Source organism: Streptomyces sp. NPDC092045 (assembly GCF_044756005.1).
GTDB lineage: Bacteria > Actinomycetota > Actinomycetes > Streptomycetales > Streptomycetaceae > Streptomyces.
In genome coordinates, this window is record NZ_JBIVSC010000007.1 from 221,794 (window position 1) to 239,367 (window position 17,574).

Annotated in this window: 18 protein-coding genes; 5 read left to right on the forward strand and 13 right to left on the reverse strand. The window is 75.8% G+C overall.

Features of this window, described 5'->3' with window-relative positions; genetic code table 11:
• Positions 1-147 precede the first annotated feature (147 nt).
• Positions 148-735 (reverse strand): helix-turn-helix domain-containing protein, encoded by a 588-nt coding sequence (locus tag ACIQKA_RS20230; RefSeq protein WP_402541804.1) that lies wholly within the window; start codon positions 733-735, stop codon positions 148-150.
• A gap of 68 nt (positions 736-803) precedes the next feature.
• Here ACIQKA_RS20230 and ACIQKA_RS20235 point away from each other — a divergent pair, with 68 nt between their 5' ends.
• Positions 804-1,757: an NAD(P)/FAD-dependent oxidoreductase gene (locus tag ACIQKA_RS20235; protein ID WP_383155660.1), complete on the forward strand. Its 954-nt coding sequence runs from the start codon at positions 804-806 to the stop codon at positions 1,755-1,757.
• A 10-nt stretch (positions 1,758-1,767) separates the two neighbouring features.
• Here ACIQKA_RS20235 and ACIQKA_RS20240 read toward each other — a convergent pair whose 3' ends face one another.
• The 10 genes from ACIQKA_RS20240 to sigJ form a co-directional block, all read right to left on the reverse strand.
• Positions 1,768-2,520, reverse strand: a complete 753-nt coding sequence (locus ACIQKA_RS20240) for a PIG-L deacetylase family protein (RefSeq protein WP_402541806.1) — start codon at positions 2,518-2,520, stop codon at positions 1,768-1,770.
• On the reverse strand, positions 2,517-3,449 hold the full coding sequence (locus ACIQKA_RS20245) for an SIS domain-containing protein (protein WP_402541808.1): 933 nt from the start codon (positions 3,447-3,449) through the stop codon (positions 2,517-2,519). The genes ACIQKA_RS20240 and ACIQKA_RS20245 overlap by 4 nt, the downstream gene beginning before the upstream one ends.
• Before the next feature lie 204 nt (positions 3,450-3,653).
• Complete coding sequence (locus tag ACIQKA_RS20250; protein ID WP_391095036.1) at positions 3,654-4,742, reverse strand: cellulase family glycosylhydrolase; 1,089 nt, start codon at positions 4,740-4,742, stop codon at positions 3,654-3,656.
• A 166-nt stretch (positions 4,743-4,908) separates the two neighbouring features.
• On the reverse strand, positions 4,909-5,919 hold the full coding sequence (locus ACIQKA_RS20255) for an ABC transporter substrate-binding protein (protein ID WP_383443801.1): 1,011 nt from the start codon (positions 5,917-5,919) through the stop codon (positions 4,909-4,911).
• Positions 5,916-6,590, reverse strand: coding sequence for an ABC transporter permease (locus ACIQKA_RS20260; RefSeq protein ID WP_383436044.1), 675 nt, complete (start codon positions 6,588-6,590; stop codon positions 5,916-5,918). The genes ACIQKA_RS20255 and ACIQKA_RS20260 overlap by 4 nt, the downstream gene beginning before the upstream one ends.
• The gene (locus tag ACIQKA_RS20265) at positions 6,587-7,267 is read right to left on the reverse strand and encodes an ABC transporter permease (protein WP_383436047.1); all 681 of its coding nucleotides are present in this window, start codon (positions 7,265-7,267) and stop codon (positions 6,587-6,589) included. The genes ACIQKA_RS20260 and ACIQKA_RS20265 overlap by 4 nt, the downstream gene beginning before the upstream one ends.
• 208 nt (positions 7,268-7,475) lie before the next feature.
• Entirely contained in the window at positions 7,476-8,306 is an 831-nt protein-coding gene (gene nadE / locus ACIQKA_RS20270) for an ammonia-dependent NAD(+) synthetase (protein ID WP_402541812.1), read from the reverse strand.
• Positions 8,307-8,554: 248 nt separating this feature from the next.
• Positions 8,555-10,693, reverse strand: a complete 2,139-nt coding sequence (locus ACIQKA_RS20275; RefSeq protein WP_402541814.1) for an ATP-binding protein — start codon at positions 10,691-10,693, stop codon at positions 8,555-8,557.
• A gap of 102 nt (positions 10,694-10,795) precedes the next feature.
• Entirely contained in the window at positions 10,796-12,499 is a 1,704-nt protein-coding gene (locus ACIQKA_RS20280; protein ID WP_402541816.1) for a molybdopterin-dependent oxidoreductase, read from the reverse strand.
• 89 nt (positions 12,500-12,588) lie between these two features.
• The gene (sigJ, locus tag ACIQKA_RS20285; protein ID WP_402541818.1) at positions 12,589-13,551 is read right to left on the reverse strand and encodes an RNA polymerase sigma factor SigJ; all 963 of its coding nucleotides are present in this window, start codon (positions 13,549-13,551) and stop codon (positions 12,589-12,591) included.
• Between the two features lie 136 nt (positions 13,552-13,687).
• Here sigJ and ACIQKA_RS20290 point away from each other — a divergent pair, with 136 nt between their 5' ends.
• Positions 13,688-14,056 carry a hypothetical protein gene (locus tag ACIQKA_RS20290; protein ID WP_383155636.1) on the forward strand — a complete coding sequence of 123 codons (369 nt, stop codon included), beginning with the start codon at positions 13,688-13,690 and terminating at the stop codon, positions 14,054-14,056.
• Between the two features lie 17 nt (positions 14,057-14,073).
• On the opposite strand, the gene ACIQKA_RS20295 is transcribed toward ACIQKA_RS20290, so the two are convergent.
• Positions 14,074-14,370, reverse strand: a complete 297-nt coding sequence (locus tag ACIQKA_RS20295) for an ATP-binding cassette domain-containing protein (RefSeq protein WP_402541820.1) — start codon at positions 14,368-14,370, stop codon at positions 14,074-14,076.
• A 240-nt stretch (positions 14,371-14,610) separates the two neighbouring features.
• On the opposite strand from ACIQKA_RS20295, the gene ACIQKA_RS20300 reads away from it, so the two are divergent.
• The 3 genes from ACIQKA_RS20300 (at position 14,611) to ACIQKA_RS20310 (ending at position 16,819) form a co-directional block, all read left to right on the forward strand.
• Positions 14,611-15,069: a Crp/Fnr family transcriptional regulator gene (locus tag ACIQKA_RS20300; RefSeq protein WP_383155633.1), complete on the forward strand. Its 459-nt coding sequence runs from the start codon at positions 14,611-14,613 to the stop codon at positions 15,067-15,069.
• 111 nt (positions 15,070-15,180) lie between these two features.
• The gene (locus ACIQKA_RS20305; RefSeq protein ID WP_402541823.1) at positions 15,181-16,530 is read left to right on the forward strand and encodes a carboxyl transferase domain-containing protein; all 1,350 of its coding nucleotides are present in this window, start codon (positions 15,181-15,183) and stop codon (positions 16,528-16,530) included.
• A gap of 133 nt (positions 16,531-16,663) precedes the next feature.
• A complete protein-coding gene (locus ACIQKA_RS20310) occupies positions 16,664-16,819 on the forward strand; it encodes a hydrophobic protein (protein WP_383155629.1) in 156 nt (51 codons plus the stop codon).
• A 112-nt stretch (positions 16,820-16,931) separates the two neighbouring features.
• Here the strand turns inward: ACIQKA_RS20310 and ACIQKA_RS20315 are convergent, their stop codons facing one another.
• On the reverse strand, positions 16,932-17,255 hold the full coding sequence (locus ACIQKA_RS20315) for a plasmid stabilization protein (protein WP_383155627.1): 324 nt from the start codon (positions 17,253-17,255) through the stop codon (positions 16,932-16,934).
• Positions 17,256-17,574 lie beyond the last annotated feature (319 nt).

Sequence of the window (17,574 nt, forward strand, 5' to 3'; positions counted from 1 at the left end):
TCCTCCGTACCGTGCGGTCGGTTGCATACTAAGCGGTCGCTTGCGTCCGGGGAACAGGCCGGCCCCACTTCCCGGGAACGGCGACGGGAGCGGGCCGACTTCCCGGAGGACGGGCCGGTCACGCCTCCCGGCCCCCCGGGGAGCCGGTCAGCGGGACTTCTCGGGCCGGGCCCTGACGTGCATCCGCTCCCCCTGCGGCCCGAACAGGCTCAGGAACTCCACCGGCCCCTCGGTGGTGGGCCCGAACCAGTGCGGGACGCGCGTGTCGAACTCGGCCGCCTCCCCCGCCGTCAGGACGACCTCGCGCCCACCGAGGTGGAGCCGGAGCCTGCCCGAGAGGACGTACAGCCACTCGTACCCCTCGTGCACCCGGGGCTCCGGGGACTCGTACGGCTTCTCCTGGATCACCTTGTACGCCTGGAGGCCGCCGGGCTGCCGGGTCAGCGGGTACATCGTGCGCCCGTGCCGCACGATCGGTCTGGCCTTGACCCGGGGGTCGCCCACGGGCGGCGCGCCGACCAGCTCGTCCAGCGGGACCTGGTGGGCGCGGGCGAGCGGCAGGAGCAGTTCGAGGCTGGGCCTGCGCTGCCCGGATTCGAGGCGGGAGAGGGTGCTCACGGAGACGCCGGTGGCGGCGGAGAGCTCGGCCAGGGTCACGCCCCGGTCGTGGCGGAGGCGGCGGAGGCGGGGGCCGACCTCGTTCAGGACGGCGTCGATGCGGTCGTCTTCGGTCATGGGTCCAGTGTTGCAGGAACGGCAAGTTCATTTGCGGTCCCGGCAGAACCGGAGCGAACCTCGGTCCCATGAACGCACACACGGAGCAGTACGAGGTGGTGGTCGTCGGCGGCGGCGCGGCCGGGCTCAGCGCGGCCCTGGTCCTGGGCCGGTCGCGGCGGCGGACCCTGGTCGTCGACGCGGGCGAGCCCCGCAACGCCCCCACGGCCCACATGCAGGGCGTCCTCTCCCGGGACGGCATGAGCCCCGCCGCGTACCTGGCGGCGGGCCGGGAGGAGATCGCCGCGTACGGGGTGGAGTGGCGGGCCGGACGGGTCACCGGCGCGGCGCCGGACGGACGGGACGGCTTCACGGTGTCGCTCGCGGACGGCACGGCGGTCGGCGCGCGGCGGCTCGTGGTGACGACCGGGCTCGTCGACGAGCTGCCGGAGATCGACGGGGTGGCCGAGCGGTGGGGCCGGGACGTGCTGCACTGCCCGTACTGCCACGGCTGGGAGGTCCGCGACCGGCCGTTCGGGGTGATCGCCCATCCGGCGATGCCCGCGCACCAGGCGCTGATGGTCTCCCACTGGTCCTCGGACGTGACGCTCTTCCTGCACACCGCCGCCGGGCTCTCCGAGCGGGAGGCGGCGCTGCTCGACGCGGCGGGGGTGGAGGTCGTGACCGGCGAGGTCGCCGGGCTCGCGGTGGAGGACGACCGGCTGGCCGGGGTCCGGCTCGCCGACGGGCGGTTCGTGCCGCGCGAGGTGGTCTTCGTCGGGGCGGACCGCCTCGCGGCCCGGGACGGGGTGCTGCGGCAGCTCGGCGCGAAGACGGACCGGACGCCGTTCGGGGAGTTCGTCGCGGTGGACGGGACGGGCCGCACCAGCGTGCCCGGCGTGTGGGCGGCGGGGAACGTGACGGGCCCGCAGGAGCAGGTGGTCAACGCGGTGGGCCTGGGCTACCGGGCGGGCGTCACCATCAACACCGAGCTGCTGTTCGGCGACCTGGAGGCGGCGGTGGACGGCGGGGCCTCCTCCTGACGCCGCCCGGTCAGCGCGGGAACAGCTCGAAGGCGACGGCCGGCCGGCCGCCGAAGCGGTCGGCCGCCCCGCCCGTCGTTCCGGCCAGGAAGGAGCGGACGTACTCCTCCGGGTCCTGGTCCGTCAGGGCCTCGAGGTAGGTCCGGTGGCAGAGGAGCGAGCGGACCGCGCGGTCCAGGCCGGGGCCCGCGTCGACGGCGTGGGTGGGGGTGCCGGAGGCGGCGACGGCGACCCAGCGGACGCCGTCCCACGGCTCCAGGCCCTCTTCCGCCAGCTCGGGGAAGATCCAGCGGTTCCCCGCGTCGGACGCCGCGTCCAGGACGGCGCGGCCGACGGCCAGGTGGTCGGGGGTGTTCCAGGGCGCGCCGGGGCCGCCGCCCCAGGTGTCGCGGTGGTTGAGGGTGACGACGAGTTCGGGGCGGTGGCGGCGGATCGCGGCCGCGATGTCGCGGCGCAGCCCGGTGCCGTACTCGACGACGCCGTCCCGGTGGCCGAGGAACTCCACGGTGTCCACGCCGACGACGGCGGCGCTGTCCCGCTGCTCCCGCTCGCGCAGCGGTCCGCAGACGTCCGGGGCGAGGGTGTCGATGCCGGCCTCGCCCCGGGTGGCGAGGACGTAGACGACCTCCTTCCCGGCGTCGGTCCAGCCGGCGACGGCGGCCGCGCAGCCGTACTCCAGGTCGTCGGGGTGGGCGACGACGGCGAGCGCGCGCCGCCAGTCGCCGGGCATCTCGGCGAGGTCGGGGACGTCGTTTCCGGTCATGGGCGCAGGATACGGGCCGCCTGAGGGCCCGTCGGGCGGAACGCACCGGCGAGGATCACCGACCGCGAGACGTGCCGGGGCCGGTCGGGGTTGAGGCCGCGCCGGCCGGCGAGGGCGACCGCGAGCCGCTGGGCGCGGACGAGGGCCGCGACCGGGTCGATGGCGTCGGCGGCGAACAGGGCGCCGGTGGACTCCACTTCGTCGCGCAGGCCCGAGGGGGCGGGGCCGAGGCACCAGACGAGGCTGGAGCGGTCGCTGATGCTGATCGGGCCGTGGCGGTACTCCATCGCCGCGTACGACTCCGTCCAGGCGCGGGCCGCCTCGCGCAGTTTGAGGGCGGCGTCGTCGGCGAGTCCGACCGTCCAGCCGGTGCCGAGGAAGGTGAACTGGCCGCGCCGTTCCCAGGCGGCGGGCAGCCGCTCGTACAGGACGAGTTCGGCGTCGGCGATCGCCGGTCCGAGGTCGACGCCGAGTCCGGCGCGCAGGAGCTGGAGGGCGGTGGTGGCGAACCGGGTCTGGAGGACGGAGCGTTCGTCGGCGAAGCCGAGGTCGAGGACCCGGTCGGCGAGCCGCCCGGCGGGGCTGCCCGGCGCCCCGGTGAGGACGAGCGCGGGGACGCGGCCGGCGGCGCGGGCGAGCAGGTCCACGACCTCCGTGGTGGTGCCGGAGCGGGTGAGGGCCACGATCCGGTCGTAGCCGCGCCCGAGCGGGGTCGCGTCGGAGGCGGGGAAGGCGTCGGTCTCGCCCGCGCCGAGGGACTCGCGCAGGGCCGCGTAGGCGCGGGCCATGAAGTACGAGGTGCCGCAGCCGACGACCGCGACGCGCTCGCCCCGGGCCGGCAGCAGCCCGGCGTGCCGCTCCGCGTCCTCGGCGGCGCGGCGCCAGCAGTCGGGCTGTCCGGCGATCTCCGCGCCGACGTGGGTGCTCATGTGCGGGTCCTCTCCTCGCGGGGCCTCGGGGCCCCGCCGCGAGTTCTACCGCCGCCCGTCACGGCCGCGCCATGGGTAAGGGGGGCCCACCGCTTGGACTTTCGCGCGCCGCCGGGCCGGGCCCCGGCCGCCCGCGCGAACGCCCCCGCCGGGGCGGTGGACCGCACGGCGGGGGCGTGTCCGCGACGGGGCGGAGGGGGCGGGTCAGGAGGTGGGGAAGTCGTCCGCCGTCCTGACGCGGTCCCGGATCCAGACGCCGGCGGGCTTGAGCGGCCCGGTGCCGGTCCAGGGGCCGCCCTTGTCACAGGTGCCGGTCTTGAAGACCGCGCCGCTGCGCTCGTCGTCGGAGAAGTTCCAGTTGACCCAGCTGATCTTCTTGGAGGCCATGAGGTCCAGGTACTTCTGCGTCATGGTGAAGTCGTTGGAGCCCTCTCCCGCGTAGTTCTGGGTGCCGAACTCGGTGACGAAGACGGGCAGCTTGTCGGCGGCGCGGGAGAGGGTCTTCAGGTACTCGTCCCGGTGCGAGTACGCGTAGAAGTGGAAGGTGTACATGATGTTGGACGCGTTCACCGGCGCGGACACGACCTCGGACTCGTTCGCGCCCTCCGAGACGCCGAACGAGGACCACGCGCGCGTGCCGACGAGGACCGGCGTCTCCGGGTCCTTGGCCCGGACGACGGGGATGAGCTGCTCGGCGTAGCTCTTGATCCTGGACCAGGACACGCCGCTGGGCTCGTTGGCGATCTCGTACAGCAGGTTGGTCTTGCTCCCGTGGCGCTGGGCGATCTCGGTGAAGAAGGTCTTGGCGCGGGAGAGGTTGTGGTGGGGGTCGCCCGGGTCGAGCATGTGCCAGTCGACGATCACGTACATGCCGCGCGCGGTGGCCTGCTCGATGAGCGCGTGGGCGAGGTCGGTGTACTTGCGCGGGTCGGTCTCGTAGCCGTCCTCCTGGACGTACGTGGAGACGCGCAGGACGTCGGCCTTCCAGTCCTTGGCGAGGGCGTCGAGCGAACCGCCCGTCAGGCACTGGCTGTACCACTGGGTGCCGTGCGAGGACATGCCCCGGAGCTGGATCGGCTTGCCGTACCGGTTGCAGAGCTTGGTGCCGCAGACCTTGAGCTGTCCGTTGATCGCGGCCGGGGTGGTGGCGGCCGTCCCGGACGGCGCGGCGGGGGCGGGGGCGGCGTTCACGGCCGGCGGGGCGGCGGCGAGGCCGAGGAGCAGGGTGCCGAGGGCGGTGCCGGCGACGCCGAGGCGACGCGCGCGGGGTCGTACGGTTCGTGCGGAAGTCATGGGGGTCTCCACGGAACGACGAACGAGGGCTGGACGCCGGAGGGTTGACGCCTCCGGGACTGGAAGGAAACCTTCCTAACGAATGGATAGCAGGGCCGTGGACCGCCCCGCAAGGGGCGTGACGGGAGACGCTGCCCGGCGGGACCGGGAGCGAGCCGGCCGGCGGTCAGCGGTGGCGTGGGTCCGCCAGGAGGCCCTTGCCCGTGAGGTAGTTCCGCGCCACGTCCTCCGGAAGGCGGCGCCGGCTGTCCACCCGCTCGTTGAGGCCGGCCAGGTCGGCGGTGGTCAGGACGGTGTTGAGCCGGTCGAGCGCGCGGACGACGCCCTCGTCCCCGGCCCGCTCCCGGTTGACCACGGGCACGACGAGGTCGGCGTTCTGCAGGTGCTTGTCGTCGGCCAGCAGGACGAGCCCGAAGTCGTCGAGGGTGGCGTCGGTGGTCGTGGTGAGGACCAGCTGGTCCCGGCCGCTCCGGACGGCCTGTTTCGCCTGCGTCGTCCCGACGCCCTTCGGGTCGACGGCGGTCACGTCGATGCCGTAGACCTCCTTCAGGCCGGGGGCGCAGTAAGGCCGCCGGACGCATTCGTCCCCGGCCGCGAGCCGGACGGGGAGGCCGCTGGCGCCGAGGTCGCTGAGGGTCTTCAGCCGGTGCTCGGCGGCGAAGGCGGCGGTGACGGCGAAGGCGTTCTGGTCGGCAGCGCGGCCGGGATCGAGGACGGTCAGGCCGCGCGGCCCGGCGAGGGCCCGGAGCGCCTTCATGGTGGCGGCCGGGTCGGGCGAGCCGACGGTCGGCGCGTCCGGCCCGTCGGCCTTGGCGTTCAGCCAGTCGGCGAAGGTGGCCGCGTACTCCGGCACGACGTCGATCTGCCCGTTCTCCAGGGCCGGTTCGTACAGCTCGCGGTTGGTGACGGAGAGGATCTTCGTCGAGTGCCCGGCGTCCTGGAGCAGCAGGGCGTACATCTGGGCGAGCAGGTCGCTCTCGGTGAACCCGGCCGAGCCGACGACCAGCCGCCGCCCGTCGCCGGGCCGTCCGGTGACGGCGTCCCGGTCCTCCAGGGACGGGCCCGTGGAGCAGCCTCCGCAGACCGCAGCCAGGAGGCAGAGGGCGAGGGCGCGCGCCGGGCGCCGCCGGGCGCGCGGGGCTTCCGAACCGCGCCCCGGGGACCCGGACGCCCTCATGCGCCGCTCCCCCGCGTCCGGCCCGGGGCGAGCCGCCGGGCGCCCTCGAAGACCCCCTCCACCAGGAGGGCGAGCGCCGCGACGAGGAAGGCCCCGGCGACGACCTGCGGCGTGGAGGCGAGGTTGAAGCCGGCGGTGATGATCCGGCCGAGGCCGCCGCCTCCGGCGAGCGCGGCCACGGTGGCGGTGGCGACGAGCTGGACGGCGGCGATCCGCACCCCGGTGAGGACCATCGGCAGCGCGAGGGGCAGCTCGACCCGGGCGAGGGTCTGGGCGCCCGTCATGCCCGTGCCCCGGGCGGCCCGTACGACGTCGGGGTCGACGCCCCGCATCCCGACGTACGCGTTGGTGAGCAGCGGGGGCACGGCGAACAGGACGAGGGCGATGATCGTCGGCCACTCCCCGTACGGACCGAGCGGGCTGAGCAGGAGCAGGACGAGGACGGCGAAGGTGGGAACGGCCCGGCCGGCGTTGGCGAGGTTCACGGCGAGCCCGCCGCCCCTGCCGAGATGACCGAGGACCAGGGCGGTCGGCAGGGCGATCGCGCAGCTCAGGGCGAGGCAGGCGACGGTGAGGAAGACGTGCTCGCCGAGCCGGTGCCCGACGCCGTTCTCGCCGGACCAGTGGGCGGCGGTGGTGAGCCAGGACCAGGCGGCGGAGACGGTGTTCACGCGGACCGCGCCCGGGTCCAGGGGGTGAGCAGCCGCTGCGCGCCGAGGAGGAGCAGGTCGGCGGCGACGGCGATGACGACGCAGAGGACGGAGGCGGTGAGGACCTGGGCCTTGAAGTAGGTGTTCATCCCGGCGTAGATCAGGTTGCCGAGGCCGCCGTGGCCGACGATCGCGCCGATGGTGACGAGGGAGACGGCGGAGACGGCCGCGATGCGCAGCCCGGCCATGGCGGCGGGCAGGGCGAGGGGCAGTTCGACGGCGAGGAGGAGCCGGAGCGGCCCGTAGCCGAGGCCGCGCGCGGCCTGCCGGGTCTCCTCGGGGACGGCCCGGAACCCGGCGAGGAGGTTGCGGACGAGGAGGGTGAGCGAGTACAGGACGAGACCGGCCACGACGAGGGCGGAGGAGAGCCCGTACAGGGGCAGGAGCAGCGAGAACATCGCGAGCGCGGGAATCGTGTAGAGGAGCGTGGTGATCCCGAGGACGGGGGCCGCGACCCAGCGCAGGCGGCGGGCGGCGATCGCCAGGGGGAGGGCGATGAGGAGGGCGAGGGCGACGGAGGCGCCGGTGAGCCGGAGGTGCTGGACGACGGCGTCGGCGAGGATCTCCCCGCGGGTGGAGAGGTAGGCGCCGCAGATCCACTCGTTGCGGGCGAGGCAGTCGTCGGGCGGCGCGGTCACGCTCCCATTCGAGGCGGTACGGCTCCCCCGCGCACCCCGGCCGGGCCCGTTCGGGCCACGGGGGCGGGAGGGCGCGGGCCGGGAGGGCCGGGAAGCCGCAAAGGCCGGGAGGGCGGGGCCGGTGGCCGCCGCCCTCCCGGGGCACCCGGTCGGGGACGCTCGCCCAGGAGGCGATCACTCGGGGAGTGATCGGTCAAGAAGTGATCGTTCAGGGCGCGATCGGGAGCTGTCGCTTGTGCTCGGTGAGCTCGTAGCGGCGGACGATCGCGTCGAAGACCTCGGGGGAGACCGGCTCGCCCTCCAGGAAGTCGTCGATCTCGTCGTACGTGACGCCGAGCGCGTCCTCGTCGGGCTTGCCCGGGTCGAGGGTCTCCAGGTCGGCCGTGGGGACCTTCCGCACGAGGCCGTCCGGGGCGCCCAGCTCGGCGGCGACCGCGCGGACGCGCCGCTTGGTCAGACCGGTCAGCGGGACGACGTCGGCGGCGCCGTCGCCGAACTTGGTGAAGAAGCCGGAGATGGCCTCGGCGGCGTGGTCGGTGCCGACGACCAGGCCGTCGTGGGCGCCGGCGACCGCGTACTGGGCGATCATCCGCTGGCGGGCCTTGATGTTGCCCTGCACGAAGTCCTGGTGGTGGGCGTCGCGGAAGGTCACGTCACCGGCGAGGCAGGCCTCCAGGGCCGCGTCGCTCGCCGCCTTCACGTCCACGGTGAGGACCTTGTCGGGGCGGATGAAATCGAGGGCGGCCCGCGCGTCCTTCTCGTCGGCCTGGACGCCGTAGGGCAGGCGCATCGCGTAGAAGACGGCGTCGTGGCCGGCGGCGCGGGCGCGCTCCACGGCGAGCTGGCAGAGCCGGCCCGCGGCGGTGGAGTCGACGCCGCCGCTGATGCCGAGCACGAGGGCGCGCAGCCCGGTGGAGGTGAGCCGTTCCGCGAGGAAGGCCACCCGGCGCTCGATCTCCGCCGCCGGGTCGAAGGTGCCGGACACCTGGAGGTCCCGGGCGATCTGCTGCTGGAGGGCGGTGGACGCCGGGTCGGTCACGGGGGTCTCCTCGTCGTGGGTCGTTCGCTCGTGCGTGCCGTGGCACTCGTCCGCGCGTACGGCCCGCACTGCTGGTACAGGGGCCGACTCTACGCACCGGGGCGCCCTGCCGTCGCCCCGCGCCGGGCCTGCCCGTGCCGGTGCGTTCAGACAGGTCGGGCGGCATGCCCGGGGCGACGGGGGTGGCGGTCGGTGCCGCGTGCCGGTCCCATGGCGCGGATGTCCCGGTGCGGAGGGTCCGAAACGTGTCAGGCGTGCCCGGGTCCGCGCAGGGCGCGGTCGAGGCCGTCCTGCGGGAGGCCGGTGAGGGCGCGGACGAAGATCTCCTCGTACGCGGGCTCGCCGATCGAGGCGCGGACCGTGTCCGTGTACTTCTCGTGCAGGGCCCGCAGGCCGGGCAGGCCGCGCCGGGGCTGGCCGGTGGAGCGCCAGTACGCCTCGCCGGTGCCGGAGACGTCCGCGGCGCGCTCGCCCTCCCCGGCCGCCGCGAGGGCGGTGGCCAGGACGTCGAGGCCGAGGGCGACGCCGAGGCTCGCGCCGAGGCGGCGGGTGCCTTCGAGCATGGCGCGGGCGTGGCCGGAGGCGGCGGCCGGGTCGCCCTCCAGGAGGCCGGTGAGGGCGAGCTGGTACTCCAGGGCGGTGCGGGTCCAGTGCTCGTCGAGCTCCTCGCACAGGGCGCGCAGCCGGAGCGCCCGCTCCCGGGCCTCCGCGAGCCGGCCGAGGCCGGTGAGGGCGAAGACCCGCACGAGGTGGCAGCGGAGCCGGGCGGCGGAGTCGGCCGGTCCGCCGCGGGCGGCGTCGAGGACGTGGCCCACGACGACGTGGGCGGCCGTCGGGCGGCCGGTGGTGAGGGCGAGGAGGCCGGCGAGGGCGGCGGCGTCGAGGGTGAGGTCGCCGGGCCGGTCGCGGCCGGCGGCCTCGCCGCGCTCCGTACGCCCGGTGTCGTCGACCGGACCGGCGGAGCCGGGGGGTTCGGCGTGTTCGGCGTGCCGGGCCTCGCGGGCGCAGCGCTCGCTGACGTCCTGGGCGGGACCGAACTCGCCCTGGAGGACGAGGGTGACGCCGAGGGCCCACAGGGCGCGGGCGCGGACGCGGCCGCGGGCCTCGCTGAGGAGCAGGGCCTGTTCGAGGCCGTCGCGGGCCTCGCGGAGGCGGCCACGGCAGGACCAGGCGAAGGCGACGGAGCCGACGAGGTCGAGGGCGGCGTCGGGGTCGGTGCGCAGGAGCCGGTCCAGGGCGGTGCGCAGATCGGTGTGGTGGGCGTCGACGGTGCGGTACCAGCGGAGCTGGCGGACGCCGTGCCACTCGGTCTCGGCCCGGCGGGCCAGGTCCCGGAAGTGGGCGGCGTGCCGGTCGGCGACGGCTCCGGCCCCGCCGGTGCGGTCCAGCCAGGTCGCCCCGTACTCGCGGATCGTGTCGAGCATCCGGTGGCGTCCGGCGGCGTCGGGCGGGCGGACCACGGAGGAGCGGACGAGTCCGTCGAGCGCCTCCGGCAGGGTCGCGCGGTCCAGCGGTCCGCCGGTGCACACGGCGGTCGCGGACACGAGGTCGAAGGGGCCGCGGAAGACGGAGAGCCGGGCCCAGAGGAGGCGTTCGAGCGGGGTGCTCAGCTCGTGACTCCAGCCGATGGCGGCGCGCAGGGTCTGGTGGCGGCCGGGCCAGACGCGCTCGGTGTGGACGAGCAGGTCGAAGCGGGCGCCGGGCGCGGCGTCGAGGCGGGAGCCGAGCTGGTCGCGCACGGCTTCGGCGCCCTGGAGGCGGATCTGGGCGGCGGCGAGTTCGAGGGCGAGCGGGATGCCCTCCAGACGTACGCAGATCTCTCCGGCGGGTCCGGCGGCGGGGAAGTCCTCCCCGGCGGCGCGGCGGAGCAGGGCCAGGGCGTCCGGTCCGGCGGGCGGCAGCGGGTCGAGGGCGATCGTCTCCTCGCCCTCGACGCCGAGGGGCCGGCGGCTGGTGGCGAGGACGGTGAGGCCGGGGGCGGCGGCGAGGAGTTCGGCGACGAGCCGAGCGCAGGGTTCGGCCAGGTGCTCGCAGGAGTCCAGGACGAGCAGCAGCCGGTCGCCGGCGAGGCGGCGGCAGAGGCCGGTGGCGGCCGTGCCGGGGGTGTGGTCGGCGAGGTCCACGGAGTCGGCGACGAGCGCGACGAGCAGCCGCTCGCCGTCGAGCTGGCCGAGGTCGGTCCACCAGGCCCCGTCCGGGTACCGCTCGGCGGCCCGGTGTGCGGCGCGCAGCGCGAGCCGGGTCTTCCCGACTCCCCCGACGCCGGTCACGGTGACGAGGCGGTGCTCCGCCAACGCGGCGGAGACGCGCTCCAGTTCCGTGCGGCGTCCCACGAAACCGGGGTTCTCGTCCGGCAGATGTCCACGCACGGAAGCAGTGTCCCTCATATGTCCCCCGAACGGGTGCCTCCGGGTGCTTCGTTACGCACCGACGATCCGTTGCTCGCCCGCGACCCGTCGCGCGTCCACGGTCGCGGGTGCCCGCTGCGCTCACTCGACCGTCACGACGACCGAGTGCCATCCCTGGGCCCCGTCGGGCATCGTCTCGGTGCGCCGCTCGGGCTGGGTGGCGCCGGTGCCGTCGGTGGCGCGGACGGTGAGGGTGTGGCGGCCGGGGGCGGCCTCCCAGGGGTACGTCCACTGGCGCCAGGTGTCGCGGGTGTCCTCGGCGGCGAGCCGGGCCTCCCGCCAGGGGCCGTCGTCGACCCGCACCTCGACCCTGCGGACGCCCCGGTGCTGGGCCCAGGCGACCCCGGCGACCATGACGGTGCCGGCGGCGGGGCGGCCGAAGGGGCGGGGGGTGTCGATGCGGGACTGGGTCTTGACGGGGGCCTCGGCGGCCCAGCCGCGCGGGACCCAGTAGGCGTCGTAGGCGTCGAAGGTGGTGAGCTCGATCGACTCGATCCACTTGCAGGCGGAGACGTAGCCGTAGAGGCCGGGGACGACCATGCGGACGGGGAAGCCGTGCTCGAAGGGCAGGGGTTCGCCGTTCATGCCGAAGGCGAGGAGGGCGTCGCGGCCGTCCATGACGTCCTCGACGGGGGTGCCGATGGTCATGCCGTCGACGGAGCGGGCCACCAGCTGGTCGGCGGGCCCGCCCTCGGAGGGCGGGCGGACCCCGGTCTCGCGCAGCAGGTCGGCGAGGGGGACGCCGAGCCAGCGGGCGTTGCCGACGTACGGCCCGCCGACCTCGTTGGAGACGCAGGACAGGGTGATGTCCCGCTCGACCGTGCGGCGGGCCATGAGGTCCCGGAGGGTGAGGACGAGGTCCTCGCGGACGCCGGTGCCGTGGAGGCGCAGGCGCCAGCGGTTCGCGTCGACCTTGGGGACGACGAGGGCGGTGTCGACCCGGTAGAAGTCCCGGTTGGGGGTGACGAAGGGGCTGATGCCGGGGACGGCGAGCCGGGCTCCGGCGGGGACGGGCGGCGCCGGGGAGGCCGGCCGGGGCAGGCGCAGGGCCGCCCGGGAGGCGGCGGCGTTCTCCTCGGCGGGCGAGCCGACGGCCCTGCCGAGGGCGGCGGCCCCGGTCGCGGCGAGGCCGGTGGACGCGGCGACGAGGAGGAAGCTCCTGCGGTCCGCGCGGGCGGCCCGGGTCCCGGCCCCGGCCCCGGCCCCGGTCGCGCTCCCGCTCTCGTTCTCGGCTGCGGTCCCGGACCCGGCCCCGCTCCCGGCACCGCTCCCGGCACCGGCGCCGGGCCGGGTCACGGCGCCGGGCCGGGGGGCGAGGAGGCGGCCCATGAGGACGTACAGGAGGAGCGCGCCCGCGGCGGCTCCGACGAGGGAGGGCACGGCGTCGACGGCCGAGTCCGAGTCCGGGCGGGTGACGGCGGCGAGGGCGCCGAGGACGCCGAAGGCGCCGACCGCCGCCGAGCCGAGCGCGCGGCGGCGCAGCGCGAGCAGCCCGGTCCCCACGGCGAGCAGGGCGAGGACGAGCAGGATGCCGAGCTGGAGGACGGCCTTGTCGTCCTCGCCGAAGGTCCGGATCGCCCAGTCCTTGAGGGCGGCCGGGGTCCGGTCCACGAAGGCGCCGCCGACGGCCACGACGGGGCTCGCCTCGGGGCGGACCCGGGAGGCGACGAGGTCCGCGACGGCCAGGGAGACGTACGCGGCGACGAGACCGCCGAGCGCGGCGAGGAGGCGGTCGGTGCGGGTGGCTTCGCGGACGGGCCGGTGCACGTCGCTGGTGGCGTTCATGCTGAGTACTTCGGCACGGATCGCCTCGCGGATGGGTGCTTTCGGGGTGTCCTCGGGGCCCCTTCACCCGCGGGAGGGGCCCCGGCCCGTCAGGCGTGACGGGGCGGACCCTGAGGTGCGTCAGGGAAGTCCCCCGTCCACGGCCGCAGCTTCTCCGGGTTGCGGACCACCCAGATCCTGGCGACGCACCCGTCGGCGACGTCGAACGCGGCCACGGTGACGACGACGCCGTCCTTCCGGGCCACCAGGCCGGGCACGCCGTTGACCGACCGTTCCAGGAGTTCGAGGCCCGGCGCCCTGTCGGCCACGGCGACCATGTACCGGGCGACGCGGGTACCGCCCTCGACCGGGCGCAGGACGGTGCCGACCGTGCCGCCGCCGTCGGCGGTCATCACGGCGGCCGGGTCGAGGAGTCCGACGAGGGCCGCGACGTCCTTGGTCTCCCACGCCTCCTTGACGTGCCTGACCACGTCGGCCCGGCCGGTCGCCGGCGCCGGTCCGCGCCCGGTGTCGACCCGCCGCCGGGCGGAGGCCGCCAGTTGCTTGCAGGCGGCGGGGGTCCTGCCGAGGACCCCCGCGATCTCGGCGAACGGGTACCGGAAGACGTCGTGCAGGACGAACGCCACCCGCTCGGCGGGCGTCATCGACTCCAGGACGACGAGGAAGGCCATGGCCACCGACTCGTCCAGGACGATCCGGTCGGCGGGGTCCCCGGGACCGGCGGAGGAGCCCGCGCGGTCCCACTGGGCGCGGTCGGGCAGCGGCTCGGGCAGCCAGGCGCCGACGTAGCGTTCGCGGCGGGCCCGCGCCGAGCCGAGCAGGTCCAGGCAGACGCGGCCGGTCACCGTCGTCAGCCAGGCCCCCGGGGACAGGATCTCCTCCCGCCGGCTCCCCGGCAGCCCGTACCAGCGCGCGTAGGCCTCCTGCACGGCGTCCTCGGCCTCGGTCACCGAACCGAGCAGCCGGTAGGCGACGTTGATCAGCCGCCCTCGCTCGCCGGCCGTGCCGTCCGTGTCCTCCGTGCCGTCCGTGCCGGTCCCCGCGATCCCCATGCCCCGGCCGCCCCCTTCCCCGCACCCGCGCGGACCCCGGCCTTACCTTTCGCGGGCCCGCGTCGTCAGACGGGTGAGACCTTATCGATCCACTGCCCGGGGGCCGGAAGGCCGGGGCGGAAAAGGGGACTGTGACATGGCCACCCAGGTGACGGCACACGCGGAGCGCGGCTTCTCCTTCCTGAGGACCGCGATCCTCCTGCAGACCCTGACGCTCTTCCTCCAGGCGGTCTCCGCCGGGCTGTTGCTGACCTCGTCCCACGGAGGGACGCCGCACGACGTCGGGGCCCGGGTGATGTACGGGGCGTCGATGCTGTACGTGCTCGCGGCGGTGCTGGCGTGGAAGCCCGGCGGCGGCCCGCTCCGGCCCGTGTGGCACGCTTCGGGATTCCTCGTCCTCGCCTCGGTCCAGGTGGCGGTCGGCATCGCGCACGTCCCGGCGGTCCACGTCCCGCTGGGCGTCCTGATGTTCGGTCTGAGCCTGCTGGCGCTGGCACGCCGCTGAGGGCCCGCCCCGCCGCTTCAGGGGTTGCCCGGGCGGTCCCCGCGCTCGCCCGGCGCGGCCGGTTCCTCCAGCGCCCGGGCCGACGACCGCGCCGGAGGACCCCTTGCCGCGCCGCGCACGGCGCGGTGGTTCTCCAGGCGGTTGATCGCCCGGCACGGCGTCGACTTCCCGGAGCCGGAGGGGCCGACGACCACGACGGCCCCGCCCCGGTGGACCGTGAGGTCGATGGAGCGCAGGACGTGCAGGGTCCCGAAGTGCTTCGACCCCGCGCGGCACCACGAGCGCGTCGCCGCCGTCCGGGACGGGCCCGGCACCCTCCTGGGTCGCCCCCCGCCTCGGGTCACGTCCCCCGTTCCGGGTCGCACCACCCCCGCTCGGCGGCTCCCTCCCCACGTGCGTGCTCCGCCCTCCGCCGGAACCGCCCGCGCCGGGCGGGGGCGCACGGAGGGTGAGGGGGCGGTCCCGGGGGCGTGACCTGCGGCCCGAGCCTGCGCGCGCGGCGGCTCCTTGGCCGACACTGGGGGTGGGAGTCGAGTGTGCGAGGAGGGCCCGCCATGAGCAGTGCCACGCCCAAGGTCAGCACGTTGCCCCCGGAGCACCGGGAGCGCCTGATGGCCTTCGCCGAGGACGTGTACTTCGAGTCCGGCCACCGCCTCTTCGAGGAGCAGCGGCACGCCGATCGCTTCTGGATCGTGAAGACGGGCGCGGTGACGCTCGACGCGCGGGTGCCGGGGCGCGGGTCGCCCGTGATCGAGACCCTGCACCACGGCGAGCTGGTCGGCCTCTCCTGGATGTTCCCGCCGTACCTGTGCCAGTCGGGCGCCGAGGCGATGACACCGGTGCGGGCGTACGAGTTCAACGCCCCGGCCGTCCGGTCGATGTGCCGCTCCGATCCGGAGTTCGGCTCCTCGGTCCTGTTCTGGCTGGGCTCGATCCTGGCGCACCGCCTCCAGGTGACCCGGGTCCGGCTCCTGGACCTGTACGCCCCGCACGGCAGCGGGATCATGGCCTGAGGCCGGTCCCCGGGGCCGCCCCGGGACGCTGCCGGACCGGGCGGTACGGTGGGGCGCACCGCTGATCCACCCGTACGCGTCCCCGTACCCGCGACCGGCTGTGAGGCCCGCATGACCGACCCGACGACGGCACGCGGGGCGCTCGCCCTGGTGGCCGACGATTTCACCGAACTGCCCTTCGACGAAGGCGCCTTGACCGGTGACGGACCGATCGGCTGGCCCGGCTACTCCGCCGCGCACGCCCGCGCCGCCGCCCGGACCGGCGAGACCGAGTCGGTGGTGTGCGGCACGGGCGTGATCGGCGGGGTGGAGGCGGTGCTGATCTCCTTCGAGTTCCGGTTCCTCGGCGGCTCCCTCGGGGAGCGGACGGGGGCGCGGGCCGTCGCGGCCCACGCCCTGGCCCGGGAGCGGCGGCTGCCCGTGGTGGTCCTGCCGGCCACCGGCGGCAGCCGGATGCACGAGGGCATGCGGGCCCTGCTCCAGCTCCAGCACCTGGCCCGCGAGTCGGAGCTGACCAGGGCCGCCGGGCTGCCGCAGATCGCGGTCCTGCGCGATCCGACGACCGGGGGCGGCTGGGCCACGCTCGGCGCGGGTTCCGACGTGGTCCTGGCGCTGCCGGGCGCGCAGGTCGCCTTCGCCGGCTCCCGGGTGCGGCCGCCGGACGCGGACCCCGGCGCGTACACCGCCGAGGCGCAGCTCGCGCACGGGCACGTCGACGCGATCGTGCCGCCGGAGGAGCTGCGCGCCGTCCTCGGGCGCTGGCTGTCCCTGCTCACCCGTCCGGCCGAGGGCCCGGTCCCGCCGCCGTACGCGCTCGGCGGCCCCGGCGCGGCGCCCCCGGCGAGCGGCCGGGAGGCCGTGGCGCGGGCCCGGCACCCGGACCGGCCCCGGGCCGGCGCGTACCTCGACGCCCACTTCACCCTCCGCGAGGAGATCTCCGGCGACCGCTGCGGCGGTGTCGACCCGGGGGTGCGGTGCGGCTTCGGACGGCTCCCCGACGGGCGCACGGTCGCCTACGCCGCGCAGTGCGGCACCGCGACCCGCCCGGCCGGCTTCCGCACCGCCGCCCGGCTGGTGCGCCTCGCCGGCCGTCTCGGCGTCCCGGTGCTCACCCTGATCGACACCCCGGGGGCCGCCAACGACGCGGAGGCGGAGCGCTCGGGCGCGGGCAGCGCGATCGCGGACCTGTTCGCCGCCGTGGCGGGCGCGCGCACCCCGCTGACCTCGCTGCTCATCGGGGAGGGCGGTTCGGGCGGGGCGCTCGCGCTCGCCGCCCCGGGGAACACCTGGGTCACCCCGGACGCGTACTTCTCCGTCATCGCGCCCGAGGCCGCCGCGGCCATCCTCAAGCGGGCGCCCAGGGAGGCCGGCGCGACGGCCGACGAGCTGCGGCTGCGGCCCCACGACCTCGTCGGCCTCGGGATCGCCCGGGGCGTGGTGGAGCACCGGCCCGGGGCGTAGGAACGCGGTGGCAGGAGCACGGTCGCGGGAACGCGCGGCGACGCATGGTCGCGGAGGGAGCGGGCAGGGGCGGTGTAGCGGCTGTCCGGGCGGACGAGCGCCGGACGCCACCGTGAACGACGGAGGTGACGTCGTGGTCCCCCTTCTCCTCGTCCTCCTGGTGATCCTGGTCCTGTTCGGCGCGGGCTTCGCGGTCGACGTGCTCTGGTACATCGCCATCGCCCTGCTCGTGCTCTGGGTGCTCGGCTTCTTCATGCGGAGCGGCGGCGGCCGCTGGTACCGCTGGTGAGCCCCTGGTGACTCCGGCGGAAGGAGCCGGCGGAAGGAGCCCCCGTGCCGTGTCCCGGACGACGACCGTCCGGGACACGGCACGGGGGCCGTTCAGCGCTCCACCGGGTGCGTCACTCGCCCAGGGCCTTCTTCAGCTCCGCCTTGTCCATCGAGGACCGGCCGTGGACGTTGCGGCGCTTGGCCTCGGCGTAGAGCTGGTCGTACGTCGGTCCCTGCGCGCCGCTGTGCGAGCGCTTGCCGCCCCGGTGGGACGAGGACACGTCCTGCGTCGAGCTCTTGCTCGCCGTCCTGGACTCGCCGCTGCGGGCCCGCTCCTTGTTGACCGTGCGCGCGGCGATCTCCTCGGCGCGCTTCTCGCTCTCCCCGCGGTCCAGGGCGCTGTCCTTGATGTGCTCGTACTGTCGTTCCCGTTTGGGGCTCGATCCGCGCGGCATCGTTCGCTCCTCTCGCTCGGAGACGGGTCCGTCTCCCCTCCCGGACGGCTTCCCCGGTAAATCGTGCCAAACCCCTGGATACGGGGCATCCTGGTTCGAGACGCTTGACCGGCGGACCCGCGCCGTCGCCCTCTTCACGGGGTCGGGGCAGGTCCCGAGCACCGTCGAAGGAGCCCCATGTCCACCCCCCGCGTCCGATCAGCCCCCGCCGGCCCCGGCCCCGAGGCCGCCGGGAATCCGGGGGCTTCGATGCGCCGGGCCGCCCTGGACGGACTGCCCGAGCTCGCCCGCCCCACCACCGTCTCCACCGACGACGCCC